General features: G+C 69.5%; 24 protein-coding genes. 5 read left to right on the plus strand and 19 right to left on the minus strand.

Annotation, left to right across the window (positions count from 1 at the left end; translation table 11 throughout):
- Window positions 1–42 precede the first annotated feature (42 nt).
- The 3 genes from MRB58_RS10015 to pdeM form a co-directional block, all read right to left on the minus strand.
- Complete coding sequence (locus MRB58_RS10015; protein ID WP_244781566.1) at window positions 43–2,214, minus strand: N,N-dimethylformamidase beta subunit family domain-containing protein; 2,172 nt, start codon at window positions 2,212–2,214, stop codon at window positions 43–45.
- 203 nt (window positions 2,215–2,417) lie between these two features.
- Window positions 2,418–4,523, minus strand: a complete 2,106-nt coding sequence (locus MRB58_RS10020; protein ID WP_244781567.1) for a bifunctional diguanylate cyclase/phosphodiesterase — start codon at window positions 4,521–4,523, stop codon at window positions 2,418–2,420.
- 142 nt (window positions 4,524–4,665) lie between these two features.
- Window positions 4,666–5,418, minus strand: a complete 753-nt coding sequence (gene pdeM, locus MRB58_RS10025) for a ligase-associated DNA damage response endonuclease PdeM (protein WP_244781568.1) — start codon at window positions 5,416–5,418, stop codon at window positions 4,666–4,668.
- A 300-nt stretch (window positions 5,419–5,718) separates the two neighbouring features.
- Here pdeM and MRB58_RS10030 point away from each other — a divergent pair, with 300 nt between their 5' ends.
- Both MRB58_RS10030 and MRB58_RS10035 read left to right on the plus strand, forming a co-directional pair.
- A complete protein-coding gene (locus tag MRB58_RS10030) occupies window positions 5,719–5,874 on the plus strand; it encodes a DUF5993 family protein (RefSeq protein ID WP_244781569.1) in 156 nt (51 codons plus the stop codon).
- 9 nt (window positions 5,875–5,883) lie between these two features.
- A complete protein-coding gene (locus MRB58_RS10035) occupies window positions 5,884–6,441 on the plus strand; it encodes a disulfide bond formation protein B (protein ID WP_244781570.1) in 558 nt (185 codons plus the stop codon).
- A gap of 31 nt (window positions 6,442–6,472) precedes the next feature.
- On the opposite strand, the gene MRB58_RS10040 is transcribed toward MRB58_RS10035, so the two are convergent.
- Both MRB58_RS10040 and MRB58_RS10045 read right to left on the minus strand, forming a co-directional pair.
- Window positions 6,473–9,046 (minus strand): ligase-associated DNA damage response DEXH box helicase, encoded by a 2,574-nt coding sequence (locus MRB58_RS10040; protein WP_244781571.1) that lies wholly within the window; start codon window positions 9,044–9,046, stop codon window positions 6,473–6,475.
- Window positions 9,047–9,122: 76 nt separating this feature from the next.
- Window positions 9,123–10,160: a putative zinc-binding metallopeptidase gene (locus MRB58_RS10045; protein WP_371747259.1), complete on the minus strand. Its 1,038-nt coding sequence runs from the start codon at window positions 10,158–10,160 to the stop codon at window positions 9,123–9,125.
- A 335-nt stretch (window positions 10,161–10,495) separates the two neighbouring features.
- Between MRB58_RS10045 and MRB58_RS10050 the strand changes: the two genes are divergently transcribed.
- Complete coding sequence (locus tag MRB58_RS10050) at window positions 10,496–11,530, plus strand: aspartate-semialdehyde dehydrogenase (protein WP_244781573.1); 1,035 nt, start codon at window positions 10,496–10,498, stop codon at window positions 11,528–11,530.
- Window positions 11,531–11,576: 46 nt separating this feature from the next.
- On the opposite strand, the gene MRB58_RS10055 is transcribed toward MRB58_RS10050, so the two are convergent.
- Window positions 11,577–11,918 (minus strand): DUF952 domain-containing protein, encoded by a 342-nt coding sequence (locus MRB58_RS10055; RefSeq protein WP_244781574.1) that lies wholly within the window; start codon window positions 11,916–11,918, stop codon window positions 11,577–11,579.
- Window positions 11,919–12,102: 184 nt separating this feature from the next.
- On the opposite strand from MRB58_RS10055, the gene MRB58_RS10060 reads away from it, so the two are divergent.
- Window positions 12,103–12,738 carry a helix-turn-helix transcriptional regulator gene (locus MRB58_RS10060; RefSeq protein WP_244781575.1) on the plus strand — a complete coding sequence of 212 codons (636 nt, stop codon included), beginning with the start codon at window positions 12,103–12,105 and terminating at the stop codon, window positions 12,736–12,738.
- A gap of 40 nt (window positions 12,739–12,778) precedes the next feature.
- On the opposite strand, the gene MRB58_RS10065 is transcribed toward MRB58_RS10060, so the two are convergent.
- Window positions 12,779–13,813 (minus strand): ligase-associated DNA damage response exonuclease, encoded by a 1,035-nt coding sequence (locus MRB58_RS10065; RefSeq protein ID WP_244781954.1) that lies wholly within the window; start codon window positions 13,811–13,813, stop codon window positions 12,779–12,781.
- A gap of 129 nt (window positions 13,814–13,942) precedes the next feature.
- On the opposite strand from MRB58_RS10065, the gene MRB58_RS10070 reads away from it, so the two are divergent.
- Entirely contained in the window at window positions 13,943–15,469 is a 1,527-nt protein-coding gene (locus MRB58_RS10070) for a hypothetical protein (protein WP_244781576.1), read from the plus strand.
- A 21-nt stretch (window positions 15,470–15,490) separates the two neighbouring features.
- Here MRB58_RS10070 and MRB58_RS10075 read toward each other — a convergent pair whose 3' ends face one another.
- The 12 genes from MRB58_RS10075 to hisA all read right to left on the minus strand — a co-directional run bounded on the left by MRB58_RS10075 (window position 15,491) and on the right by hisA (window position 25,328).
- Complete coding sequence (locus MRB58_RS10075) at window positions 15,491–16,417, minus strand: DMT family transporter (protein ID WP_244781577.1); 927 nt, start codon at window positions 16,415–16,417, stop codon at window positions 15,491–15,493.
- A 185-nt stretch (window positions 16,418–16,602) separates the two neighbouring features.
- Window positions 16,603–17,703, minus strand: coding sequence for a 3-isopropylmalate dehydrogenase (gene leuB / locus MRB58_RS10080; protein ID WP_244781578.1), 1,101 nt, complete (start codon window positions 17,701–17,703; stop codon window positions 16,603–16,605).
- Window positions 17,704–17,786: 83 nt separating this feature from the next.
- Window positions 17,787–18,191, minus strand: a complete 405-nt coding sequence (locus MRB58_RS10085) for a VOC family protein (protein ID WP_244781579.1) — start codon at window positions 18,189–18,191, stop codon at window positions 17,787–17,789.
- Between the two features lie 33 nt (window positions 18,192–18,224).
- Window positions 18,225–19,166 carry a threonine/serine dehydratase gene (locus MRB58_RS10090; protein ID WP_244781580.1) on the minus strand — a complete coding sequence of 314 codons (942 nt, stop codon included), beginning with the start codon at window positions 19,164–19,166 and terminating at the stop codon, window positions 18,225–18,227.
- A 25-nt stretch (window positions 19,167–19,191) separates the two neighbouring features.
- Entirely contained in the window at window positions 19,192–19,947 is a 756-nt protein-coding gene (locus tag MRB58_RS10095) for a sulfite exporter TauE/SafE family protein (protein WP_244781581.1), read from the minus strand.
- On the minus strand, window positions 19,944–20,999 hold the full coding sequence (locus MRB58_RS10100) for an aldo/keto reductase (RefSeq protein ID WP_244781582.1): 1,056 nt from the start codon (window positions 20,997–20,999) through the stop codon (window positions 19,944–19,946). Before MRB58_RS10100 ends, MRB58_RS10095 begins: the two co-directional genes overlap by 4 nt.
- 44 nt (window positions 21,000–21,043) lie before the next feature.
- Window positions 21,044–21,679: a Pr6Pr family membrane protein gene (locus tag MRB58_RS10105; RefSeq protein WP_244781583.1), complete on the minus strand. Its 636-nt coding sequence runs from the start codon at window positions 21,677–21,679 to the stop codon at window positions 21,044–21,046.
- A 1-nt stretch (window position 21,680) separates the two neighbouring features.
- Window positions 21,681–22,328, minus strand: a complete 648-nt coding sequence (locus MRB58_RS10110) for an arylesterase (protein WP_244781584.1) — start codon at window positions 22,326–22,328, stop codon at window positions 21,681–21,683.
- 99 nt (window positions 22,329–22,427) lie between these two features.
- Entirely contained in the window at window positions 22,428–23,411 is a 984-nt protein-coding gene (gene coaA, locus MRB58_RS10115) for a type I pantothenate kinase (RefSeq protein ID WP_244781585.1), read from the minus strand.
- A gap of 68 nt (window positions 23,412–23,479) precedes the next feature.
- Complete coding sequence (locus MRB58_RS10120) at window positions 23,480–23,806, minus strand: phosphoribosyl-ATP diphosphatase (protein WP_244781586.1); 327 nt, start codon at window positions 23,804–23,806, stop codon at window positions 23,480–23,482.
- Window positions 23,799–24,593 (minus strand): imidazole glycerol phosphate synthase subunit HisF, encoded by a 795-nt coding sequence (hisF, locus tag MRB58_RS10125; protein WP_244781587.1) that lies wholly within the window; start codon window positions 24,591–24,593, stop codon window positions 23,799–23,801. The genes MRB58_RS10120 and hisF overlap by 8 nt, the downstream gene beginning before the upstream one ends.
- A 3-nt stretch (window positions 24,594–24,596) precedes the next feature.
- Window positions 24,597–25,328: a 1-(5-phosphoribosyl)-5-[(5-phosphoribosylamino)methylideneamino]imidazole-4-carboxamide isomerase gene (gene hisA, locus MRB58_RS10130; protein ID WP_244781955.1), complete on the minus strand. Its 732-nt coding sequence runs from the start codon at window positions 25,326–25,328 to the stop codon at window positions 24,597–24,599.
- Between the last annotated feature and the right edge of the window lies 1 nt (window position 25,329).

Genomic DNA, 25,329 nt, shown 5'->3' on the forward strand with positions numbered 1-25,329 from the left:
ATCCCCCCGGCGCGCAGACGCGCCTCAGGGGGGGGCTCCCCGTCACGGCATCTGGAACGGGGCTGGGTCGCTGAAGCGGCGGAAGACGTTGGCGAGCATCCGCGCCGTGCCCGGCTCACCGCCCTTGTCCGGCAGGCTGCCGCAGAAGGTGATCGACCCGGTCGAGAACACCGCCCCGCCCTTCGGTGTCTCGAAGAAGACGATCTCGGCCCGGACCAGCGCCGGCGCCGGCTCCTGCGGCACCGTCGTGAGGTGGGTGAGCATCTCCTCGTGGACGACGATGAACTTTTCCGAGTGGCCCTCGGAGCGGGCCAGGATCAGCGTGTGCTCCGGGGTGCCGAGGCGCACGTCCGCCCGGTCCAGCTCGAAGCCCGCCGCGCCGCCGCCGGAGAGGCCGGCATCGCCGATCAGCTCCTGGTCGACACCCTCGAAGATCCATGCCGCGCGCGGGTCCCGCGCAGCCGGGAGGATCCGGTAAGGTGCGCCGTCCAGCGGGCCCTGAGACGAGAAGCCGACGCCGGCCAGTGCCTGCGGCGGACGGCCCGAGCGGCGCCAGAGACCGCCATACGCCCCATCGAACGCGTTGTAATATTCGCCCGGCTCCGCAGCCCAGGCGCGGATGCCGCCCTCGCCGCGGCGGATCTCGATCGCCTCCGGCACCTCCGGGTGCCGCGCCACACGCCAGTAGAAGCCGTTGCCGCCGAGATAGCAGAACCGGCCGCCCTCGTTGCGGTACGCCAGCAGCGCGTCGAGCGTCGCCTCGGTGTGGTACTCGGGGTGGCTCGTCGTCGTCACGCACTCGTAGCCGGCGATGACGTCGTGGCCCTCGGCGTCCAGCTCATGGTCGGTGACGACGTCGTAGGCGATCCCCTCGCTCTCCAGGAAATAGAACAGGTGGCTGTCGGCCGAATAGTGGCGCAGGCCCGAGCCGCGATAGTCGAGATAGGAGAGGTGGCCGGGCCGCATCGTCAGGAACGGGCGCAGGTGGCTGGAGTGGCACACCCCCGCCCCGTCGGAATGCAGGTTGTAGGTGGAGTGGGCGTACTCGGGGTGATCGCCGGGAAAGTAGGTCGGCCCACCGAGCGCGGCGGCGCGCTCGCGGAAGGCCGGCCCGAAGTCCGGCCGCGCGAAGTTCTGGTAGACGACATAGGTGAAGGTCGGCACCAGCACGCACAGGTTGGCCGTGCGCGTCCCCCGCGGCGGGACGACGTAGAAGGGGATGGTGTCCTCCTCCGCGCCGCACCGCATCCGCATCGCGTAGACGCCGCTGCGCAGGTCCTGCGGCACCGTGAAGGTGAAGTCGGTGTCCCAGCCGCAGTCGGCGAGGTCGGTGTCGTGGAAGTGGATCGCCCCGTAGCGCTCCGGCGCGACGACCCAGTGCATTTCCTCCGGCACCCAATTGGAGCCCGTCATCGCCCGCGCCGGCAAGTTCACCAGCGTGCCGTGGCATCCGTGCGGCCCGGTATCCTCCAGCGTGGTGGACGAGATCTGCCGCGAGAAGTCCCACGCGGCGATCGCGGCCACGTCCTCGGGCGGTGCGTCGTAGGCCCCGGCGAGGATGGCGGGCGCCTCGATCTTGCCGTTGTAGTGCGCGCTAGCGGGGGCGCCGGCGAGCGCGGCGAAGGTGACCACCTCGGGCCAGACGACGGCGCCCACCTCGCCCGACACCGAGGCGACGACCGGCGGCTCGGGCCCGAACGGCGGGATCAGCGCATGCTGGCCGACGGTGAGCGTGCCCGCCGCGGGATCCCAGCTCGCCCACACGCGGTACCAGTTGTGGGCCGACAGCGGCGCGCCGGAGGAGACTCCGAGGTCGCCGTCGCCGCGCAGCACGGCGTTGACGCAGCCGTCCTCGCCCACCGTCAGCGCGAGACCCTGGCCCGCGAGGGCGGCGAGGATCCCCTGCTCGCCCTTGCGCGGCGACGTCGGCCAGATGACCGCGGTGAGGGTGATCGCGCCCTCTGGCATCGGCGGGAGCGGCGCGTAGCCCGAGGAGCCGACCGTATGCGTCTGCACCCGCGAGGGGACGGACGTGGTGAAGACGTCCGCCAGGTCGTGTTCGATGATGCCGGGTCCGCCCGGATTGGGGTCGGCGCTCACGACGCGGACGAGCCGCACGTCGACCGGCGCCGTCCCCGTGCTGGAGAGCTTGAAGGCGATCTCCTCGCCCGGTCGTGCGGAGAGACGGTCGATATAGCCGGTCAGGGCAAGCATTGTAGGCACTCCTCAAAGTCCGGTCCCAGGCCTACCGCATTCCGATCCGCGATTGAATCGGTCCCGTGCTCCGGCAGTCGCCGATGGGGTACGCGGGGGCGGTTTGTCCGCCGCGCGTCGGAACAGAGAGGCATTTTAGGGGCCAGCCGCCCGCCGCCGGGCGCAAGTCTCGTGCGCGGGGAGCGCATCCGCCGCCGGGTGGGTCAGCCGGCTTCCAGCATGGCGGCGAATTCGGCGAACGGCAGCGGGAAGGCGTAGAGGTAGCCCTGCACGTAGCGGCAACCGATCTCGCGCAGCGCCTCCTGCTGCTCGACCGTCTCGACCCCCTCGGCGATCACGTGCAGGCCCATCGACCGGGCGATCTGGATGATGCCTTTGACGATCGCCCGCTTGCGCCGGTCGTTCTCGATCCCCCAAACGAACTGCTTGTCGATCTTGATCTCTTTGACCGGGAAGCTGGTGATGTGGATCAGCGAGGCGTAGCCGGTGCCGAAGTCGTCCAGCGAGAAGTCGACCCCGGAGGAGGCGAGATAGGAGATCTTGTCGTGCAGCGTCTGGTCGTCGACGCCGATGATGACGTCCTCGGTGATCTCGATGATGAAGTCGTTGGGTTGCAGGTTCTCGTTGCGGGTCTTTTCCAGGAAGGTGTCGAGGAAGTCGTTGCGCAGCACCTCGGTGCGCGAGGCGTTGACCGAGATCCGGAACGGGCGCTGCGTCATCGTGCGCAGCTTGGAGATGTCGGCGATCACGCTGTCGAGCACGGAGCGGCCGACGGCGCTGCCCACCTCGTGGTCGTCGAGCACGTAGGCGAAGTCCTTGGCGTCGAGCAGGACGTCGGCGGTCTGCCAGCGCACCAGCGCCTCGGCACCGACGACCTGGTTGGTCTCGATGTCGATCTGCGGCTGGTAGTAGGGGACGAACTCGCTCTTGGTCAGGCTGTCGCGCGCGCGAGCGAGGATCGTCTGCCGCCGCTTGGCAACGTCGTTGGCGATCTGGTTGTCGAAGATGCGCACCGGGTCGTTGGGCGTGCGGCGCGACTGGGCGAGTGCCATTTCGGCCGCGCGCGTCAGCTCCTCGCCGCCGGTCGCATGCTCGGGATAGAAGGCGATGCCGAGATTGGCGACGATGTCGGTCCCCGGGTCCTCGCGCCGCATCGCCGCGATCTGCGCCTGCAGACGCGACAGGGCCGGCTTCAGCGTCTCGCGGTCCTTCACGTCGGACAGGATGATGGCGAATTCGTTCAGCGACAGCCGGGCGATCGTGTCCGATCCGCGGGTGACGCCGGCGAGGCGGGCCGAGATGTCGAGCATGAGCTTGTCCGGCAGGGTGTAGCCGGACATCGTGGTGCGGTGGTTGCGGTTGGCGAGCTCGATGATGATGACGGCGAACCGCCGCCCATCCCGGCGCGCGCGCAAGACCGCGGTCTCCAGCCGATCCTCGAACAGGAGGCGGTTGGGGAGCTTGGTCACCGTGTCGTGGTTGGCGGCCCACCACTGGCGCCGCTCGGCCGACATCTGCGACGTCACGTCCTGGGTGATGCCGTAGATGATCGGCCCCTCCGGCCCGATCTCGGCCCGGCCGACGGTGCGCACGATGCGCTGGTCGCCCGAAGCGGTGCGGATCGGCATCGTCACGTCGAAGCCGGAGCGTTCGGCGGCGGCGCGCTCCAGCTCCAGCGTCAGCCGCTCGCGCGCCGGCGAGGGGTAGAGCGCCAGCACCCGGTCGAGCGTGAGGTTGCCGTCCTTCTCGAGGCCGTGCATGCGGTAGATCTCGTCGGACCACAGCATGCGGCCGGAGGCGAGCGTCTGCTCCCAGCCGCCGACCTTCGCCAGCTCCTCGACATGATGGAGGAGGTTGGCGGACTTGATGAGATCGTGCCGCTCGGTCCTCAGGTCCTCCAGGCGGTAGAGGATCGGCAGTGCCGAGACCGCGGCGCGGCGAAAGCGCGTCGGGTCGATCGTGCGGCCGGCGGGAGCGACGGAGAAGACGGTGACCTCGGTCTCGGGAAAGAACAGGGCGCCGAGGGTGCCGCCGAGACCCGGCTCGTCCAGCGTGATCAGTTGGCTGGAGAGCGTGACGTCGGAATCGTACTCCGCGGTCAACACCGCGTCGGAGAGATTGTCGACTATTCTTCGTTTTACATCGTCGGGGAGGTAATAAAACTCGCTCGACGATGCGCGCAGCGTCGCCTCATCGGCGTTGATGATCCCGCAATAGCGCACGCCCAGGCTGTCAGCGAGGAGATTGCAGGCGGAAGAGGCCAGCTCCTCGAAGGGATCGTCGTCGCTGAGGTCCGGTCTGTCGAGCATTTGACGATCTGTGAATCCTAGCCGGTGTAACGTATCATATAGGTGCCCTGCGGCCAGAACATAATAATCGCGTCAGACTACGGTAGTTGTGTGGCCTTTGTAACATCATATCTTAACGGGCCGTAAAAGATCGGCCCGCAAGTCAGGCGGCGAGCGAGAGCACCCGGTTGCGCCCCAGAAGGTGGAGCTGCGGCCGGGCGGCGGGCCACAGGCCGGCGATCGCCGGGTCGGTCACCGAGAGGCCGCCGGTGAGACAGCCCATCGCCGGCATGACGAGCCGTTCGCCGCAGCCGATGAAGCAGCGCCGCTTGACCGGCCGCCCCTGTAGCGCGACGCGCGCCGCGGGGTGGAGATGCCCCGCAACCTCGCGGCCCGACGATGGCGCGGCCGAGGGAATGTGCCGGAAGGTCGTGCCGGCGATGGTGATCGCGTCGCACACGGTGCCGCCGAGCGCGGCCGCACCGTCGCGCTCGTGGTTGCCGGTCACCCAGATGAAGTCGGCCGCGGCGGTGAGCGCGGCGAGCGTCGCGCGGTCGGCATCGCCGAGGCGCTCGGCGCCGAACGGGTCGTGGAAGGTGTCGCCGAGGGACAGGACGCGGCCGGGGCGGTGCCGCGCGAACGCGGCCGCGAGTGCGCCGAGGGTGATCGCGCTGTCGTATGGCGGAAGCATCTGCCCGGTGCGGGCGTAGGACGACCCGGTCTCGAGGTGCAGGTCGGAGACGACGAGGAGGTTCTCGGCCGGCCAGTAGAGTGCGCCCGTCGGATCGAGCAGGGCGTCCATTCCGGCGAGGTGGGCGCGCACCGGGGCGACCGGCGTCGCGCGCTCCGCACGCGGAAGCCGGGGGCCGGGAAAGGAGAAGGCGGACATGGCGTGCATGCCGAATGGTGTATCCATTTCGTTCCCCTCCGCAACCGTGTGCCCCATGCGGCAAACTGGTTGACGAGGGGTTAAGGCGCTGTCCACCGGACGCTGTGTCGCGTGGGTGGGGCTGCCGTCGCTCGCCCCCGTTTTCCACCGCCCTTTCCCGCGCCGGCCGCAGCGGCGCAGTGCGTGGGTGGGGAGAGCGGGGCGCGCGGGCTCGCCACGGTCGGCGGCGGTGGGTAAGGTTCGTGCGAACCAGCCTTCCTCGGTCGCCACGGGCGCGCCACGGGCTTCGCGCCGGATCGTGTCGACCGTATCGCAAAGCGTCCCGTCATGATGAGCCTCCCGTTCTTTACCGCCACAGTCGCCATGGTCATGGGCTGGTGCGGCCTGCGCGCCGCGGCGGCGTGGGTCGGCCTCCTCACCGTCGTCGTCACGTTGGCACTGTTCGCGACCCACGCGACCAGCTCCATCAACATCGCGCTCTGAGGGGCCACCATGTCTCAACGGCTCGCCCAACAGCTCAATATCCTCGGGCTCTACGCCCTGTCGGTGGTCCTCGGCTTCGCCTTCTACGACCAGTTCGTCGGCGGCTCGCTGCCGTGCCCCTTGTGCATCCTGCAGCGGGCCGGCTTCGTCGCGGTGGGGGTGGGGCTCGTCCTCAACGTGCTGCGCGGACCCTCGCCGCAGGGCTACGGCATCATGATCGTCGCGGCGGTGGCGGGGGCCGCCATCGCGCTGCGCCAGGTGGCGCTCCACATCGTACCGGGGACGGGCGAGTACGGCCCGCCCTTCCTGGGCCTGCATTTCTACACCTGGGCGTTCGTGGTGTTCGCGCTGGTCATCCTGGGTGCGGGGCTGATGCTGTTCCTACAGCGCGAGTTCGGCATCGCCGGGCGGCCGGGCGCGCTCGGCACGCTGTCGGTGGCGCTCTTCCTGCTGCTCACGGTCGGCAACGGCGTGTCGACACTCGCCGAATGCGGCACGGGCCTGTGCCCGGACAACCCCGTCGCCTACGACGGCCTCGCCGACTTCCGCGCCTGGATCGGGCGTTAGAGCCCGTCTCACGAGAGAAACGGCCGCAAGGTCAGCCCATCGCCTCGCGCACCAGCTCGTCGGCGGCGTCCACCAGCAGGGCGTCGCGGGCCTCGCCCTGCACCGGCTCGCGGCCGATCTCCAGCATGATCGGCACCGCGAGCGGCGAGATCCGCTCCAGCCGCACGTGGACGATGTCGTGCCGCACGCGCGCCAGCATCTGGCCGAGGCGACGAATGTCGAGGAGGCCGGTCGCCGCGTCCGCCCAGGTGGCGCGCAGGAGGATGTGGTCCGGCTCGTGCGAGCGCAGCACGTCGTAGACGAGGTCGGTGGAGAGGGTGATCTGCCGGCCGGTCTTCTCCTGGCCCGGATGGCGCCGCTCCACCAGGTGGGCGATCTGCGCCACGGCGCGGAAGGTGCGCTTCATCAGCATGGAATCGGCGAGCCACTCGTCGAGATCGTCGCCCAGCATGTCCTCGGCGAAGAGGTCGGCCATCGCCGCGCCCGCCGCGTCGAAGTGGGCGGAGAGGTCCTCCAGCGCCCAGATGGCGAGCGCGTAGTCGGAGGCGACGAAGCCCATCGGCTTCAGTCCCGCGCGCTCCAGCCGCCGGGTCAGCAGCATCCCCAACGTCTGATGCGCCAGCCGCCCTTCGAACGGGTAGGCGACGAGGTAGTGGCGGTTGCCGCGCGGGAAGGTCTCGACCAGTAGCTCGTCCGCCTTGGGCAGGCGCGAGCGGGCCGCCTGCAGGTCCAGCCAGTCGCGCACCTGCTCGGGGAGGGCGGTGCGGTTGGCGGGGTCGGCCAGCATCTGCCGCACGACGGAGGCGAGATAGGTCGTCAGCGGAAACTTGGAGCCGCCGTAGTAGGGGATCTTCGGCTCGTTGGTCTGCGCCTTGGTGACGAGGACCTCGTTCTCGCGCACGGCCTCCAGCTTGAGGACCTGACCGGAGAAGAGGAACGTGTCGCCCGGTGCCAGCGAAGAGAGGAAATATTCTTCGAGCTGGCCCAGGATCGGGCCGCGCTTGCTCAAGATGCCGCGCCGCCAGGAGACGAGCCGCACCGGCAGCATCGCCAGTTCCACGATGGTGCCGACGTTGAGCCGGTACTGCTTGGCGACGTCGGGGTGGGTGATGCGCCACAGCCCGTCCTTGCGCCGGCGGATCTTGGCGTAGCGCTCGTAGGCCCGCAGCGCGTAGCCGCCGGTCGCCGCGAAGTCGACGACGCGCTCGAACGTCTCCCAGTCGAGGGTGCGGTAGGGGTAGGCGGAGCGGATCTCCTCGTAGAGGTCGATCGCGTCAAACGCGTCGGCGACCGCCACGCCGACGACGTGCTGCGCCAGGACGTCGAGCGCGCCCTCCTTGATGGGTGGCGTGTCCTGATGGCCGAGATACGACGCGTCCAGCGCCGCCTGGCACTCCATCACCTCGAACCGGTTCGACGGGACGAGGATCGCCTTGGACGGCTCGTCCATCCGGTGGTTGGCGCGGCCGATGCGCTGAGCGAGCCGCGAGGCGCCCTTCGGCGCGCCGACGTGGACGACGAGGTCGACGTCGCCCCAGTCGATCCCGAGGTCGAGCGTGGAGGTGCAGACGACGGCGCGCAGCGCGTTGCGGGCCATCGCTGCCTCCACCTTGCGCCGCTGCTCGCGCTCCAGCGAGCCGTGGTGCAGGGCGATCGGGAGCGTGTCCTCGTTGATGCGCCACAGCTCGTAGAATAGCGTCTCGGCCTGCGAGCGGGTGTTGACGAAGACGAGCGTCGTCCGGTGCGCCTTGATGAGCTGGTAGACGTCGCCCACCGCCCAGCGTGTCATGTGCCCGGACCAGGGGACGCGTTGCTCGGTCGCCAGGATCGAGAGGTCCGGCTTCGCCCCGCCTTCGACGACGACGAGATCGGCGAGGCCGGACGCCGGGCCGACAGGGCGCCGTTCGGGAACGCCACGGCCGTCGTCCGCGCGCGGTGTCGGGTCGGGCGAGGTGAAGGGGACGAGCCAGCCGCGCAGGTCGTCCGGCTCCGCGACGGTCGCGGAGAGGCCGATGGTGCGCAGATCCGGCGCATGCCGGCGCAGTCGCGCCAGCCCGAGCGCGAGAAGGTCGCCGCGCTTGGAGGTGACGAGCGAATGCAACTCGTCGACGATGACGACCTTCAGCTCGGAGAAGAAGCGGGCGGCGTCGGGCTGGCTGATCAGGAGGGCGATCTGCTCTGCCGTCGTCAGCAGGATGTCCGGCGGGTTCTCCTTCTGCCGCCGCCGCCGGTTCTGCGGCGTGTCGCCGGTGCGGGTCTCGGTGGTGACGGGGAGGCCCATCTCGGCGATCGGCCGCTCGAGATTGCGGGCGATGTCCACCGCCAGCGCCTTGAGCGGGGAGATGTAGAGCGTGTGCGGCCCCTCGCGCACGGCGGCGTTGCGCCGGCGGAACTCGTCCGCGATCTCGATGAGGCTCGGCAGGAAGCCGGCGAGCGTCTTTCCCGCGCCGGTCGGGGCGATGAGGAGCGTGGACTTGCCCTCGCCCGCCTTCTCGATCAGCGCCAGCTGGTGCGGGCGCGGCGTCCAGCCCTGGCCGGCGAACCAGCCTTCGAACGGCTCAGGCAGGGCGCGCGCGGCGCGGGCGATGTCGGGTATGGTGAGCACCGGGCTAACATAAGCGCCGTGCCGGGCTGCGACACCTCCCGGCGGCGCCGCCACCGAGCCGCGTCACCCGGCGCGGTCAGCGGCCGAGGCGCCACCAGCGGCGTTTGTGCGCCGGCGTCGCCTCCTGCGCGTGGGCGCGGATCAGCCGATGGACGAAGCCCAGCTTCTGCTCGACCGGCGTCGACAGCACGAAGGGGTAGAGATCCGGCTGGCCCATCGAGCGGTTGATCGCGTTCATGGCGACCGTCACCGGCACCCACGCCTTCAGGAGGTGGCCGATCGTCCCCTGCGTATAGGGGTCGAAGTCGACGGCGTGGGTGGTCTGCTTCTCCTGGCCGAGGTCGGTGGTGCGGATGCCGAACGCCGCGGCCGTCTCCAGCGCGTCGACGATATGGATGTAGTGGGCGAAGGTCTCGGCCCAGTCCTCCCACGGGTGCGCCGTCGCATAGGTGGAGATGAAGCTGTTGGCCCAATCGGCCGGCGGCCCCTGCTCGTAGTGGCGTTTGAGCGCTTCGTTGTAGTCCTCCCGCTCGTCGCCGAAGACGGCACGGTAGGCGTCCAGCTTGCCCGCGTCGCGCACCAGGCGGTCCCAGTAATAGTGACCCACCTCGTGGCGCATGTGGCCGACCAGCGTGCGATAGGGTTCGCCCATGTCGGTCCGGCGCCGCTCGCGCTCGGCATCGTCGCCTTCCGCGATGTTGATGGTGATGAGGCCGTCCGCGTGGCCGGTCAGAACGGGTGTCACGGTGCCGTCGGCGTTCTGCTGGTCGGCGAGGAAGTCGAACGCGAGGCCGTGGTCGGGATCCTCGGCCATGGTCGGCTGCGGCAGGTTCCAGCGGATGATGGAATAGAAGAGGTAGCGCTTGGCCAGCTCCAGCTCGCGCCACAGCGAAATCGCCTCGGGGTCGGACAGGTCAGGGATGGTGCGGTTGTGGGCGCAGGCGCGGCACAGCGCGTCGCCGCTCCCCTCCCGCACCAGCCAGTTGCAGGCGACCGGCTCGGCGTTGGCACAGAGGTGGTAGGTGGTGCGGTCGACACTCCAGGGGCGGCCTTGCGGGGTCGACAGCATCACCCCGCGCGACGCGTTGAATCCCAGCGCGTTGCCGCAGTTCACACACCGCGTCGAGTCGAAATAGACTTCGTTGCCGCAGTTTCTGCACGAAAACCGCTTCATACGTTGGATATCCGCTCTAGGGACAAATGGGGCGCCCGTCTGCCACTCAAACGCGCGCAACGGGAATAGGTTGCGGCGCGCCGCAAGTAACAACGCCCGCGGCGACTACACGGGGGCAGTCCGCCGCGGCGAGCCGTCGACTGCCGCAGTGCGGCCGAGCGCTGGCGTTGCGCTGGACCGAGCCGGCGGGCGAGGGCCGCGATTGTGCGCCCGGCGGATGGACACATGCCGTCATCTCCGCCATTACACGCCCCAGTCTCTAGGAGTTTAGGCAGATGGGCTACACGGTAGCAGTCGTCGGCGCGACGGGGAACGTCGGCCGCGAAATTCTCGATATCATGGCCGAGCGCGGCTTCCCGGCCGACAAGGTGATCGCGGTCGCGTCGCGCCGCAGTCAGGGGACCGAGGTCTCCTACGGCGACAAGACCCTGAAATGCGAGGCGCTGGAGACGACCGACTTTTCCAACGTCGACATCTGCATGATGTCGGCCGGCGGCGACGTGGCGCGCGAGTGGGCCCCCAAGATCGCCGCGGCCGGCGCGGTGGTGATCGACAATTCGTCCGCCTTCCGGACCGATCCGGACGTGCCGCTCATCGTGCCCGAAGTGAATGCCGACGCGGTCGAGGGGTTCGCCAAGAAGAACATCATCGCCAATCCCAACTGCTCGACCGCGCAGCTCGTCGTGGCACTGAAGCCGATCCACGACCGCGCCCGGATCAAGCGCGTGGTGGTCGCGACGTATCAGTCCGTTTCGGGCGCCGGCAAGGCGGCGATGGACGACCTGTTCGCCCAGACCCGCGCCGTCTTCGTGTCGGACGAGGTGCAGTCCAAGGCGTTCCCGAAGCGGATGGCCTTCAACCTCATCCCGCAGATCGACGTCTTCATGGAAGACGGCTCGACCAAGGAAGAGTGGAAGATGATGGTCGAGACGAAGAAGATCCTCGACCCCAAGATCAAGCTGCACGCCACCTGCGTGCGCGTTCCGGTCTTCATCTCCCATTCCGAGGCGGTGAACCTGGAGCTGGAGGAGCCGCTGTCGGCCGAAGAAGCGCGCGACCTGTTGCGGGAATCGCCGGGCTGCCTGGTGATCGATAAGCATGAGCCGGGCGGCTACATCACGCCGTACGAGGCCGCTGGCGAGGACGCGACCTACATCAGCCGCATCCGCGAGGATCCGACGGTGGAGAACGGGCTCGCGATGTGGGTGGTGAGCGACAACCTGCGCAAGGGCGCCGCGCTCAACACGGTGCAGATCGCGGAGCTGCTGGTGAACCGCAAGTTGCTGTCGGCCCGCGCCGAGGCGGCGTGACCGACCGCCAGAATGCGACATTCAGTCGCATTCTGGCGCAGGATTTCTATCCTTTGTGCGATGGAGGCCATTTGCTTTGCGGCAGCGGATATATCGCCGCCACGTCGCTGAGTTGTATCGCGCGGTAGAGGTGCGGGAAAAGCGCCCCGCCGCGCGAAGTCTCCCAGACCAATTCGGCTGAGTTCATTAAAGGCCTGCAATCCAGCGCAAAAATGTTGAACTCTCCAGAAAAATGTTTCTCGAGCGTCCCATTCAGCTGCGCATCGGTGGACAGGTGAACGAAGCCGTCGCGAAGGTCGTCGGCTGATCCTTCAAAGAAGCCTTTTGTGACGAATGTCGCAAGTTCGGCAGATCGCAGCAGCTTGTAAATCGTATCCTTGTCTTCCACGGGCCATCCAGGAGTCTGATTGAGGCACAGAATGCGGCGGATCTGCAGAAACCCAGGTTCCGCGAACGCCTTACATATGCTACATCAATCCAGAACAAACTGAATTGTGGACGGGCGCTTTCACGTTGAGGAGCCGAACGAGGTACCTCCATTCGATCTTCGCCTGTGAGCAGGAGTAGGGCCTATGCTCGCTCATAACGACGTGTGGAACGCGATCGACGAGCTTGCGGCGAAGCATGGCATGTCTCCGTCCGGCCTTGCCCGTCGCAGCGGTCTCGATCCGACGACTTTTAACAAAAGCAAGCGATTTGCGTCCGACGGGCGTCCCCGCTGGCCGTCGACCGAGTCCATCGCAAAGATCCTAAAAGCCACGAACACCTCGGTGTCGGACCTGTTCGGCTTCGTCGAAAACATCCGCAACGCGCCGCAAGTCTCGATCCCCCTCATCGGCGAAGCGCATGCGGGCTTCGAAAGCGCGAGCCCGGTCGGCACCGATACGATCGCCGTTCCTAGCCCCCCACGCATCATTTCCTTCCCCGATCGGCGCCACGAGCCGCTCTATGCGCTGTCGGTCGTGGGCGACTCGATGCAGCCGCTCTACCGCGATGGCGACGTCCTCTTCATCTCCCCCAACGCCGAGGCGAACGCCGGCGACCGCGTGGTGGTGAAGCGCACGAACAACGAGGTCGCGGTCAAGGTGCTGAAAGAGATCGGTTCCGACGGCTACAAGTTCCACGCCGTCAATCCGGACCATGACGACGTCTCGCTCGGCAAGTCCGAGATCGAGTGGATCGCCCGCATCGTCTACGCGACGCAATAGGCTCCCCCGCCACGCTCCACCACCACGTCCGGCGCGCGCGTCAGTCCGCGTCGTCGGCGACGATCTCCTCCGGCCCGTCGTCCCCGTCTCCGTAGCCCAGCAGGTGCAGCGGGCGAGCGTCGATGCCCTTCGTGCGGGCCCAGTGGCACAGCGCGTCCTCCTGGCCATGCGTCACCCACACCTGTTCGGCCCCCGTCTCCACGATCGTGGTGCACAGGTCCTCCCAGTCGGCATGGTCGGAGATCACCAGTGGCAGCTCCACCCCGCGCTGCCGCGCCCGCGCCCGCACCCGCATCCAGCCCGAGGCGAACGCCGTCACGCTGTCGCCGAACCGCTGCGCCCACCGATCGGCCAGCGAGCCGGGCGGGCACATGACGATCTCCCCCGCCAGCGTCTTGCGATCGACGCCCTTCACCGGCAGCAGGATGCCGAAGTCCTGCCCGCTCGCCTGGTAGTGCGCCGTCAGGGCTTCCATCGCGCCGTGCAGGTAGATCGGCCGATCGTAGCCGGCGGCGCGGATGTGGGCGAGCACCCGCTGCGCCTTCCCCAGGGCATAGGCGCCGACGATGTGCGGCCGCTCCGGGAAGAGCGCCACCGACTGCAGTAGCGTCGCCACCTCGTCCGCCGCGTCCGGATGGCGGAAGACCGGGAGCGCGAACGTCGCCTCGGTGACGAAGAGGTCGCAGGGGACCAACTCGAACCCGGTGCAGGTGGGATCGGCCTGGCGCTTGTAGTCACCGGACACCACGGCGCGCCGGCCGCCCGCCTCCAGCGAGATCTGCGCCGAGCCCAGAATATGCCCCGCGGGATGGTAGCGCACCGTCACCCCGCCGATCCGCACCGCCTCACCGTAGCCGATCGCCTGGCGCGAGCCGGCGAATCCGGGCCCGTAGCGCACGGCCATGATGGCCAGCGTCTCGGCCGTGGCGAGCACGGTGTCGTGACCCGGGCGGGCATGGTCGGCGTGGCCGTGGGTGATCGCCGCGCGCGCCACCTTGCGCACGGGGTCGATGTGGAAACCGCCCGGCGGGCAGTAGAGGCCGTCGGGCGTCAGGGCGAGGAGCGGTTCCGGCATGGGTGCGATATAGGGCACCACGGCACGGCCGTTGAGCGTCCCGAGCGGGCCGATGTGCATTGATTGCCCCGCCGGGTGATCCAGATGCTTCCGAACGGCCGTGCCCCGCGGCCGCGAGGGAGGGCGTGCGTGGTCGACAGGATGGAACGGGTGGTGCTCGTCGGCGAGACGGTGACGGGCGTGGAACACCTCTTCACCCCCGGGTCGCTCGAGTTCCTGTCGCGGCTGCACCGGGCCACGCAGCAGCCTCGCGCCGTGGCGCTGGCGGCCCGCAAGCGACGTCGCGGCCAGATCCCCGGCCTGCGTGACGGCGACTGGACCGCCGCGCCGATCCCCGAAACGCTCGCGGACCGCCGCGTCGAGTTGGTGGTGCCGCCGCACCGGCGCACGTTGGCGGCCGCCGTCGCCTCGCGCGCCGCGTCGGTGGTGGTCGACTTCGAGGACGCCATCCTGCCGACATGGGCCAACATCGTCGCGGGTCATCTCGCCCTGGTCGACACCGTGGGCCAGATGCTCGCCGACGACGCGCCCGCCGCCCCCACCGACGAGATCCTCGGTCCGACGCCGGTGCGTTTCCCGGCGCTGATGATCCGCCCGCGCGCGCTCGATCGCACCGAGGCGCACGTCCTCGTCGACGGCGAAGCGATCGCCGCGGCGGTGCTCGACCTCGGCCTCGCCCTCTACCACAACGCGCCGCACCTCGCGGCGGCCGGCCGCGGCCTCTGCGTGACCCTGCCGGAGCTGGAGAGCGCGGACGAGGCGGCGGTGTTCGACGCGCTTCTGGCGCTGGCGGAGGAGGCGCTGGCCCTGCCGCAGGGATCGATCAAGGTGACGGCGCAGATCGAGACGGTCCCGGCTGCGTACGCGGCGGACGAGATCGTCCATGCGCTGCGCGAGCGTATCGTCGCGCTGGCATGCGGCCGCTCGAACTACCTCGCCTCGGCGATCGCGGAGTGCGCGGCGGACCCCGGCTTCGTCCTGCCGGACCCGGACGCCCTGGTCGGTGGTCGGGCGATGTTGCGCCGGCTGTCCCAGCATGTGGTCCGGCTGGCGCACCGGCGCGGGATCCTCGCCCTCGCCGCCCCGGTGGTGCGGCTGCCGACCTCGGCGGATGCGGCGGTCGCGGCCGACGCTCTGGAGAAGATCCGCGCCGATATCGAGCGTGCGGCGGCGGACGGGCACGACGGCACGCAGGTCGCGCACCCGATCCTAGTCGCGCCGGCGCTGGAGGTGTTCGGCTGGATGATGCCGCAACCCAACCAGCTGCCGCACAAAGGCGCACCCGTTGTGCCCGCGGCGCTGCTGGAGCCGTATACCGGCCGCCGCACCGAGGCCGGGCTCCGGCGGCTCCTGCACATCGCGCTGGGCCTCGCGGCGGCCGGCCGGCGGGGCTACGGCGCGGCCGAGATCGGCGATACGATCTGCGACACGGCCACCGGCGAATGGGCGCACCGGCATGTCCGTCAGTGGCTGCGCCACGGCGTGACGTTGGACGACGGCCGCTCGGTCACCGCGTCCCTCGTCGCGGAGACGCTCGCCGCCGAAGCGGGGCGGATGCGCCATGTGCTGGGCGAGGCGGCGTGGGCGGACGGCCGGTTCGACGATGCGCTCGCCGCCGTCGACGTCGCCCTGCTCGGCGAGCGCGAGGCGGCCTGAGACTTTGCTTCACGTGAAACGTCAGGGCCCGCGGCCGGTGGGCGAGAAGGGCCGCGTGGAGGCCTCGGCGGCGGTACGGGTCGGGCCGCGCCGGGTCTCGCGCCACAGCGTATAGAGGCCGGCGGCGACGACCATCCCGGCGCCGATCAAGGTCGGCGTGTCGGGCACCTCCTCGAACAGCAGGAAGCCGAGCAGCATCGCCCAGACGAGCACCGTGTAGCGGAACGGGGAGACGGCGGAGATGTCGCCCACCCGCATGCCGGTGACGCTCATGATGTAGCCGACCATGATGAAGCTCGCCGCGATCACGAACAGGGCGGCGGTGGTGAGGTCGATCGCCACCGCGCCCTGGATCGGCATCGCCACGCCGGCGAAGAAGGTGACGGTGAGGATCGTCAGAAAGCTGACGAAGACCGAGGGTGTGGCCGGCTCCATGTAACGGGTGAGCACGTCGCGCGCGGTGATGAAGACCACGGTCGCCATCGGATAGAGCAGCGTGGCCTCGAACCCCGCGGTGCCGGGGCGCATCATCACGAGGACGCCGAGGAAGCCCACCGCGATCGCCGACCAGCGCCGCCAGCCGACCGGCTCGCTCAGGAGGAGGGCCGCCACCATCGTCACGGCGAGCGGCACGAACTGCAGGACGCTGGTGGCGGCGGCCAGTGGCATCGTGCTGATGGCCTGCAGGAAGGTGACGGTCGCGCCGAGCTCGGCTCCGGTGCGCAGCGCCAGGACGCGCCACTCGCGCCGGCTCGGCCGGCAGAGCAGCGCGCCGGTGCGCCAGGCCAGCAGCCCGATCAGCACGATGGCGACGAGGCCGCGGCAGAAGATGCCCTGGGCGACGGGGACGGTCTCGAACGCCAGCTTCATCAAGGCGTCGTTGCACGCAAATCCCGCCGTGGCGGCGGTCATCAGGAGCGCGCCGCGCATATTGTCGTTGAGGGGCATTCGAGCCTCTGGTCCTTGAGGCTCCGCCCGGCACCCCCTGCGCGTGGGCCACGCCACGGCGTGTCGCCACTCGCGGGGCTCGGGCCTTGCCCTCCCTGGCCGCGCGGTGTTGCGTCGGCGCTGCTTATGGGGCGCGGCGGCGGGCGGGCGCAGCGGCCCGGCCCCCGCCGCGCCGGGTCGCCCGACTAGAGGCGCGCCTCGAGCTTGGCGAGGATCGCGTCGGTCATCCCCATCGTGTCGACGGAGGGCCCGCCCATCGCGATATCGGCGGTGCGAATGCCGTCGGCCAGCGCGTCCGCGATCGCCGCATCCAGCGCGTCCGCCTCCGCGATCATCCCGAACGAGTACTTCAGCGCCATGCCGAAGGAGGTGATCATGGCGATGGGGTTGGCGATCCCCTGGCCGGCGATGTCCGGCGCGGAGCCGTGCACCGGCTCGTAGAGCGCGCGGCGGCGGCCGGTCTTCTCGTCCACCGCGCCCAGCGAGGCGGAGGGCAGCATGCCGAGCGAGCCGGTGAGCTGGGCGGCGATGTCGGACAGCATGTCGCCGAAGAGGTTGTCGGTGACGACCACGTCGAACTGCTTGGGGTCGCGCACGAGCTGCATCGCGCCGGCATCGGCCAGCATGTGATCGAGCGTGACATCCTCGTAGCCCTGGCGATGCGTGGCCTCGACCACTTCGCGCCACAGGATGCCCGATTTCATCACGTTGCGCTTCTCCATCGACGTGACCTTGCCACGGCGGGCGCGCGCGAGATCGAAGGCGGCTCGGGCGATCCGCTCGATCTCGTAGGTGTCGTACACCTGGGTGTCGATGGCGCGCTTCTGACCGTTGCCGATGTCCTCGATCGTCTTCGGCTCGCCAAAGTAGACGCCGCCGGTCAGCTCACGCAGGATGATGATGTCCAGCCCCTCGACCACCTCGCGCTTGAGGGACGACGAGTCGGCCAGCGCGGGATAGGAGATCGCCGGGCGGATGTTGGCGAACAGCTCGAAATGCTTGCGAAGGCCGAGCAGTCCGGCCTCCGGTCGCATGTCGTATTCCTTGATATCGTCCCACTTCGGGCCGCCGACGCAGGCCAGCAGCATGGCGTCCGCCGCTTCGGCCTTCTCGACGGTGGATTTTGGGAACGGGGTTCCCTCGGCGTCGTAGGCGCAGCCGCCGACGAGACCCTCGACCGTGTCGAACCCGGCCCCCTTCGCATTGAAGAACTCGATCACCCGCTTGGTGGCGGCCATGATCTCGGGACCGATGCCGTCGCCGGCGAGAAGAAGCAAAGAGGGCATGGGCGTCCTTTCGAATTTTTCGCCTTGCTAGACCCTTTCGGGGCGGGGCGAAAGAACCGAGCGCCCGTCCGCGCGTCGCCGCCTCATCGGGGCGGCTGGGACATCACCATCCAATGCGTGCCGAACCGGTCCTGCACCATGCCGAAGCCGGGCGAAAAGAAGGTCTCGCCATAAGGCATGATCATCACGCCGCCCTCGGCGAGACGGTCGAACGTCTTGCGCCCCGTCTCGACGTCGGGCTCGAAGCGCGAGATGCTGACCGCCTTCTGCGGTTCGCCCTCCATGCTCTCGGGGAAGTCGGATGCCATCAGCGGGCCCTGCGGGGTGGTGAGCGTGGCGTGCATCACCCGGTTCGACGCCGGCATCCCGGAGCCGGCCGGTGCGTCCGCGAAGGTCATGATCTCGAGCGTGCCGCCGAAGACCTCGGCGTAAAAGGTCATCGCCTCGCGGCAGTTGCCCTGGAAGTGAATATACGGCGCGAAACTCATCGTCGGCTCCTCATCGATCGAGCCGCGACCCTATCACGCTTCCTTGGCGATAGCGTTACTAAAGCTAACTGGGTCGGTGTTGGCGCCGCAGACGAGGACGCCCACGCGCTCGCCCGGCGCGGGCTGGTAGGCGCCGGACTGGAGCGCGGCGTAGGCGGTGGCGCCGCCCGGTTCGGTGACGATCCGCGCCTGGCGCCACAGCGTCCGCTGCGCCTCGACGATGGCCTCGTCCTCGACCAGCACGACCCGCTCGACGAAACGGCGCGCCAGCTCGTAGTTGAGTACGCCGACGCTGCGCGAGCCGAGCGAGTCCGCCGCCACGGAGTTCACCTCGACGGCGACCGGGCGGCCCGCCTTCAGCGCCGCGGCCATGGCGCACGACCCCTCCGGCTCGACGCCGACGACCTTGACGCGGTTCTGGAACCACGCGGCGATGCCGGAGATGAGCCCGCCGCCGCCGACCGCGACGAGCACGGTGTCCAGCCCGGCGCTGTCGGCCTCCCACTCGGCGCCGACGGTGCCCTGACCGGCGACGGTGAGCGGCGCGTCGTAGGCGTGGACCCCGATGGCGCCGGACGCCGCCTGGAAGGCTTCGCTCGCCTCCAGCGCCTCGGCGTAGCGTTCGCCGAGGATGGTGATGTCGGCCCCCGCCTCGCGGATCACCTGGAGCTTGGCCGGGCTCGCGATGGTCGGCACGAAGATCGTCGCCTTGTGGCCGAGCACGCTGGCCGCGTAGGCGACCGCCGCGCCGTGGTTGCCGCCGGACGCCGCCGCGACACCTCCGGCCGGCACGTCGACCGAAAGCAGGGTGTTGAAGGCGCCGCGGACCTTGAAGGAGCCGGTCGCCTGCAACTGCTCCAGCTTCAATTCGCAGGGGACCGGCGCTTCCAGCCGCATCAGCGGCGTGCGGCGCACGTGCGGGGCGATCCGGGCTGCGGCGGCCTCGATGGCGGCGCGGTCGACGGGGCTGTCCATGGCGGCGCCTCCTGCTGGGCCGGGGTCAGGCGAGCTCGACGAGCGAGCGGACGATGAGCTGGAGCGCGATGAGCGTCAGCACGATGTTGAGGGCGCGCTTCAACGTCGCCTCCGGGAGCTTGTTGAGAAGCCGCGCGCCGACCAGCGTGCCACAGAAGCCGGCGGCGATCATCAGCGCCATCATCGGCGCCCAGTCGGCGAATGCGAACCCCAGCGCCGTGAAGGCGACGACCTTGAAGCCGTGTTGAATGACCATCGCCATCGCGTGCGTGGCGACGAGGCGCGCATGTGGGAGGCCCGATTGGCGCAGGATCATCATCACGAACGGCCCCGTGGCGCCGACGAACATGGTGAGGCACGTCGCCAGCAGGCCACCCGCCGCGAGGATGCCGCGCTCGCCCTTGCCCAGCGGTGGCAGCTTCATCCAGGTGGTGAGGAGGATGGTGACGCCGATGGCGAGCAGGATCACCTGCGCCGGCAGCTCCACCACCAGCATGCCGCCGAGGACGGCCCCCAGCACCGCCCCCAGCCCGAACGGCACGATCAGCCGCAGCGCCACGTTGCGCGCCATGACGATGGCGCGGCCGGTGTTGGAACCGAGCTGCACGACGCCGTGGAGCGGCACCAGCGCCACCGCCGGGACGACGAACGTCATCGCCGCCAGCAGCACCACGCCACCGCCGATCCCCACCGCCGCCGTCAGCGCGCTGGTGAAGAAGCTGAGCACGATCAGGAAGACGGCGCCCAGCGGCGCCACGGCGTCCGGCAGCAGCGCGCTCACGGGCTGACGTTGCCGCGCGCGCGGTGGAGCGCGTCGATGGCCTCCATCACTTCGGGGCCGAGGACGACGTCGGCGCCGCCCAGCACGGTCTCGAGCTGCGCGATGCCGGTGGCGCCGATGATGACGCTCGTCATGAACGGGCGCGAGACCGCGAACGCGATCGCCATCTGCGCGGGGTCGAGGCCGGCCTCGGCGGCGAGATCGAGGTAGAGGTCGTTGACCTCTTCGGCGCCCGGCCCCTCGTAGCGCTGGAGGCGGTCGAAGAGGGTCTTGCGCGCCCCCTCCGGCAGGCGGCCGTTGCGGTATTTGCCGGTGAGGTAGCCCTGCGCGAGCGCCGAGTAGCACAGCAGGCCGACGTCTTCCCGCAGGCACGCCTCGGCGAGGTTCACCTCGAAGGTGCGGTTCACCAGGCTGTAGGCGTTCTGGATCGAGGCGATCCGCGGCAGCCCCTTCAGCTCGGCGGCGCGCAGGTACTGCATCACACCCCAGGTGGACTCGTTGGAGACGCCGATGTGGCGCACCTTGCCGGCGTCGACGAGCTTGCCGAGCACCGCGAGCGTTTCCTCGATGGGCGTCTCGTCCTCGGCCGGGACGGGGAGGTCGAACACGGTGGGATTGCCGCCGAACTGCGGCATCTTACGGTCCGGCCAGTGGACCTGATAGAGGTCGATCACGTCGGTCTTCAGGCGGCGGAGCGATCCGTCGACCGCCTCGTTGATGTCCCGCGCGATCAGCTTCGGCTTGTGGCCGTCCTGTCGCAGCCAGCCCATCTCGGAGCGGCCGGCGACCTTGGTGGCGATCAGGACCTTGTCGCGCGCGCCGGGGCGGGCGGCGAACCAGTCGCCCATGATTTCCTCGCAGCGGAAGCGGGTCTCCTCCGCTGGCGGGATCGGGTACATCTCGGCATTGTCGAACAGGTTGATGCCGGCGTCGACGGCGCGATCCATGATCGCGAAGGCTTCTTCGGGCGTATTCTGCCGGCCGAACGTCATCGTGCCGAGGGAGAGGGCCGACACGGAGAGATCCGTGCGGCCGAGCTTGCGATAATCCATGAAGGTTCCGAACGCGGGCGGCGGGAAAGGCGAACGCGCCCGGTCTACTCCGAGGCCGCCCGTCCTGCCAAGCGTGCCAGGGTCTTGTCGATCGCGACCAGCGCGAGGCCGATCGCCGCGAAACCGACCGCCAGTCCGGCCGCGTTGCGGGCATAGAGCGCGAGGCCCAGCGTCTGAATGTCGAGGAACCAGTAGGGCGCGAAGCCCTCGGCGAGGCCGCGCACGAGCACGACGGCGAGGTAGACCCCCGGCAGCAGCAGCGCCCAGAGCGCGTCGCGCCACGCCAGGCGGCCGTGCCCGGCGAGGAGCCAGGCCAGCGCGAATGCGACCGGCGCATAATCGTGCATGAGATAGCTGGCGATCCGCGGCATCAGCGGCTCACCGGCGAGGAGATAGCGCAGCAGCAGCGCGAAGACGACGCCGATGATGATGATCGCCGCCGCCACGGCGGTGCGCACCCGCGGCCCCCCGATCGCGCTGCGCGGTGCCAGTGCGATCGCCCCGGCGACCACCACCACGGCGACATTGCCCCAGATCGTGAAGAGCCCGGCGAGGTGCCACAGCGCGGCGCCGGCGCTCTCGCCCTTCTCCAGGTTGGCGCCGACGTTGAGCACCGTGCGCAGGACCAGCCCCGCGAGGGAGATCAGCGCGGCTGCGGCGGCGATGGCGCGCGCGGCCATCTCAGTGGCCGGCCTCGACACGGGCGATCAACGCCTCGACGTCCGGCAGGATGCGCTCGACGATGACGGCGACGCCCTCGGCGGTGGGATGCAGCCCGTCGTCGAGGTTGAGGGAGGGATCGGCGGCCACCCCGTCGAGGAAGAAGGGGTAGTAGATCACGTCGCGCCGGGCGAGGTCCTCGAAGACCGAGGTGAAGGCGGCGCCGTAGTCCTCGCCGAGGTTGGGCGGCGCCAGCATGCCGGCCAGCAACACCGGCACGCCGCGCTCGTCCAGCCGGTCGAGGATGGCGGTGAGGTTCTGGCGGACGACCTCGGGGTCGAGGCCGCGCAGCGCGTCGTTGGCGCCGAGTTCGAGGATGACGGCGTCTGTGTCCGGGCCCACCGACCAGTCGAGCCGCGCCAGTCCGCCGGAGGTGGTGTCGCCGGAGACGCCGGCGTCGGTCACGGCGACGTCGTGCCCCTTGTCGCGCAGCGCGGCCTCGAGCTGCGGCACGAAGCCCTTGCCGGGTGCAAGCCGGTAGCCGGCGGTCAGGCTATCGCCTAGCGCGACGATGGTGATGCGATCGGCGTTCGCGTCGTCCGCCACCGCGTGCGGGACGGCGCCGAGAACCAGGGCACCGATCATCGATGTGGCGAGGGCGAGACGCATCGGAAGCTCCAGGGCGCGCCGCTGGGACGCGCGGATCGGTGGGGTGGCCGCCTGCAGTGTGGCCCGGTACGCGCGCCACGGCAACGGGCGGCGCCGCGCTCAGACCTTGCGCAGCGCGACCTCGGTGATGCGGTGCCCGGCGCCCTTGCGCAGGATGAGGTCGGCCCGAAGCTTCGTCGGGCCCACGTTCTCGCGCAGGTTCTTGAGGTTGATCTTCTCCCACAGGCTCTTGGCGAATGCGTCGGTCTCGGCCTGCGAGGCCTTGGCGTAGCGATGGAAATAGGAACGCGGGTCGGTGAAGCGCGTCTCCTTCAGCCTGTTGAAGCGGGTGAGGTACCACGCTTCGAGGAGCGCCTCCTCCGCGTCGAGGTAGATCGAGAAGTCGAAGAAGTCGGAGACGAAGGGCACCCGCGGCCGGTCGACCGACAGGCGCTGCGTCTGCAACACGTTCAGCCCCTCGACGATGAGGATGTCCGGCCTGTCGACCTCGATCGTCTCGCCGGGCACGCGGTCGTAGGTGAGGTGGGAATAGACCGGCGCCTGAACGTTGCGCACGCCTGCTTTCACGTCCGTCAGGAACGCGATCAGCATGCCGACGTCGTAGCTCTCCGGAAAGCCCTTGCGCTCCATCAGCCCGTTCTCGAGGAGGTGCGCATTGGGGTAGAGGAAGCCGTCGGTGGTGACGAGATCGACCGTCGGTCGACCCGGCCAGCGCGAGATCAGGGTCTGCAGCAGTTGCGCCGTCGTCGTCTTGCCGACGGCGACGGAGCCGGCGATGCCGATGATGTACGGCGTACGGTCGCCCTCGCGGCCGAGGAAGGCCTGCGTGGCGCGGTAGAGCCCGTCGGTCGCCTCGACGTAGAGCGAGAGGAGGCGCGACAGCGGCAGGTAGATCGTCTCCACCTGGCCCGGCTCCACACGGTCGTTGAAGCCTTGAAGCTGGACGATTTCCTCCGCCGACAAGGTCATCGGCATGCCGGCACGGAGTTTCGCCCAATCGTGCTCGCTGAACACGTGGAATGGGGCGAACTCGTCACGCGGGCGCCGCCCCGAGGTCTCGACCAGGTCGGGTATAGCATCCATGGGCTGCACTGTTGCAGACCCGGGCCCCGGAAAACAAGCCATTTACATTTCGCTGTAGCAAGCGGGAATCATTGTGCCACCTTTCGGCTCGCCTTTTCCTCGAGCCCGGATTGTCCGGTGCGGCGCTCCAGTTCGGCGGTGACGTCGGACCACGACACGCCCTGGACGGCCAGCAACACGGTGAGATGGAAGACGACGTCGGCCGCCTCCGAGATCAGCTCGTCCGGTGCGCGGCGGACGGCGGCGATGACGGCCTCGACCGCCTCCTCGCCGAATTTCTCCGCGCACTTGTCGATGCCCTTGTCGGCCAGCGTCCTGGTGTAGGACTTGGCGTCGCCGTCGGCGAGGCGCGCCTTCACGATGGCTTCGAGGTCCGCGACGGTGAAGTCAGACACCGGCGTCACCGAGGGCGTGGTCGTGGGCGGGATTGAGACGCACCGGGATGCCGGCGGCGGCCATGTGCGCCTTGGCTTCGCCGATGGTGTAGGTGCCGAAGTGGAAGATCGAGGCGGCGAGCACCGCCTCGGCGTGCCCCTCGGTCACCGCTTCGACCATGTGGTCGAGCGTGCCGGCGCCGCCCGAGGCGATCACCGGGATCGGCAGCGCATCGGCGACGGCGCGGTTCAGCGCGTTGTCGAACCCGGCCTTGGTGCCGTCGGCGTCCATCGAGGTGAGCAGGATCTCGCCTGCGCCCAGGGACGCCATCTTCTGCGCGAACTCCACCGCGTCGACGCCGGTCGCGCGGCGCCCGCCGTGGGTGAAGATCTCCCAACGGTCGTCCACGCGCTTGGCGTCGATCGCCACGACGATGCACTGGGCGCCGAACTTCTCGGCCGCGCGACCGACGAAGGCCGGGTCGCGCACCGCGGCGGTGTTGATCGACACCTTGTCGGCGCCGGCCAGCAGCAGCGAGCGGATGTCGGAAATGGTGCGCACGCCGCCGCCGACGGTGAGCGGCATGAAGCACTGCTCGGCGGTGCGGCGCACGACGTCGAACAGGATGGAGCGCTCGTCGGAGGAGGCGGTGATGTCGAGGAAGGTCAACTCGTCGGCGCCGGCGGCGTCGTAGGCCTTGGCGGCCTCCACCGGGTCGCCGGCGTCGCGCAGCTCCTGGAACTTCACGCCCTTCACGACGCGGCCGCCGTGAACGTCGAGGCAGGGGATGATGCGTTTCTTCAGCATGGGTCAGGCCGCCTGCGGCAGCGCGGCGAGGGCCGCTGCGGGGTCGAGCCGCCCGTCGTAGAGCGCGCGGCCGATGATGGCGCCGTCCAGCTTCGCCGCTTCCGGCGCGGCGAGCCGGGCGATGTCGTCCATGCCGGAGAAGCCGCCCGAGGCGATCACCGGCGTCGTCACGGCGCTCGCGATCTCGATCGTCTCGGCGAGGTTGAGGCCGGTCAGCATGCCGTCGCGGCCGATGTCGGTGTGGACGATGGCGGCGACGCCCGCGTCTTCGAACGCCATGGCGAGCTCCGATGCGCGCAGCTCGGTCGCGTCGGCCCAACCGTCGACCGCGACCATGCCGTTACGCGCGTCGATGCCGACGACGATGCGGCCGGGGAACATGCGGCACGCCTCGCGCACCAGGTCGGGCTCCTTGGCGGCGGCGGTGCCGAGTATCACGCGCGACACGCCCCGCTCCAGCCACACCGCAATGGACGCCATGGAGCGGATGCCACCGCCGAGCTGCACCGGCACGTCGGTCGCGGCGAGGATGGCGTCGACCGCCTCGCCGTTGCGGCTCTGGCCGGCGAAGGCGCCGTTGAGGTCCACCACGTGCAGGCGCTGGAAGCCGAGGCGCATGAACTTGGCGGCCATGTCGCCCGGATCGTCGGAGAACACGGTGGCGCGGTCCATCTCGCCCTGCTCGAGGCGCACGCACTGGCCGTCCTTCAGGTCGATGGCGGGGTAGAGGATCATG

This window comes from Acuticoccus sp. I52.16.1 (assembly GCF_022865125.1).
Classification (GTDB): domain Bacteria; phylum Pseudomonadota; class Alphaproteobacteria; order Rhizobiales; family Amorphaceae; genus Acuticoccus.

Bases quoted from the DNA above. Each gene is read 5' to 3' on its own strand.
- hisA (WP_244781955.1), bottom strand. From the start codon at position 25,328: ATGATCCTCTACCCCGCCATCGACCTGAAGGACGGCCAGTGCGTGCGC.
- MRB58_RS10015 (WP_244781566.1), bottom strand. From the start codon at position 2,214: ATGCTTGCCCTGACCGGCTATATCGACCGTCTCTCCGCACGACCGGGC.
- MRB58_RS10100 (WP_244781582.1), bottom strand. From the start codon at position 20,999: ATGGATTATCGCAAGCTCGGCCGCACGGATCTCTCCGTGTCGGCCCTC.
- MRB58_RS10085 (WP_244781579.1), bottom strand. From the start codon at position 18,191: ATGAGTTTCGCGCCGTATATTCACTTCCAGGGCAACTGCCGCGAGGCG.
- pdeM (WP_244781568.1), bottom strand. From the start codon at position 5,418: ATGGATACACCATTCGGCATGCACGCCATGTCCGCCTTCTCCTTTCCC.
- coaA (WP_244781585.1), bottom strand. From the start codon at position 23,411: ATGGATGCTATACCCGACCTGGTCGAGACCTCGGGGCGGCGCCCGCGT.
- MRB58_RS10030 (WP_244781569.1), top strand. From the start codon at position 5,719: ATGATGAGCCTCCCGTTCTTTACCGCCACAGTCGCCATGGTCATGGGC.
- MRB58_RS10060 (WP_244781575.1), top strand. From the start codon at position 12,103: ATGCTCGCTCATAACGACGTGTGGAACGCGATCGACGAGCTTGCGGCG.
- MRB58_RS10050 (WP_244781573.1), top strand. From the start codon at position 10,496: ATGGGCTACACGGTAGCAGTCGTCGGCGCGACGGGGAACGTCGGCCGC.
- MRB58_RS10065 (WP_244781954.1), bottom strand. From the start codon at position 13,813: ATGCCGGAACCGCTCCTCGCCCTGACGCCCGACGGCCTCTACTGCCCG.
- MRB58_RS10075 (WP_244781577.1), bottom strand. From the start codon at position 16,417: ATGCCCCTCAACGACAATATGCGCGGCGCGCTCCTGATGACCGCCGCC.
- hisF (WP_244781587.1), bottom strand. From the start codon at position 24,593: ATGCTGAAGAAACGCATCATCCCCTGCCTCGACGTTCACGGCGGCCGC.
- MRB58_RS10020 (WP_244781567.1), bottom strand. From the start codon at position 4,523: ATGCTCGACAGACCGGACCTCAGCGACGACGATCCCTTCGAGGAGCTG.
- leuB (WP_244781578.1), bottom strand. From the start codon at position 17,703: ATGCCCTCTTTGCTTCTTCTCGCCGGCGACGGCATCGGTCCCGAGATC.
- MRB58_RS10110 (WP_244781584.1), bottom strand. From the start codon at position 22,328: ATGCGTCTCGCCCTCGCCACATCGATGATCGGTGCCCTGGTTCTCGGC.
- MRB58_RS10090 (WP_244781580.1), bottom strand. From the start codon at position 19,166: ATGGACAGCCCCGTCGACCGCGCCGCCATCGAGGCCGCCGCAGCCCGG.
- MRB58_RS10035 (WP_244781570.1), top strand. From the start codon at position 5,884: ATGTCTCAACGGCTCGCCCAACAGCTCAATATCCTCGGGCTCTACGCC.
- MRB58_RS10105 (WP_244781583.1), bottom strand. From the start codon at position 21,679: ATGGCCGCGCGCGCCATCGCCGCCGCAGCCGCGCTGATCTCCCTCGCG.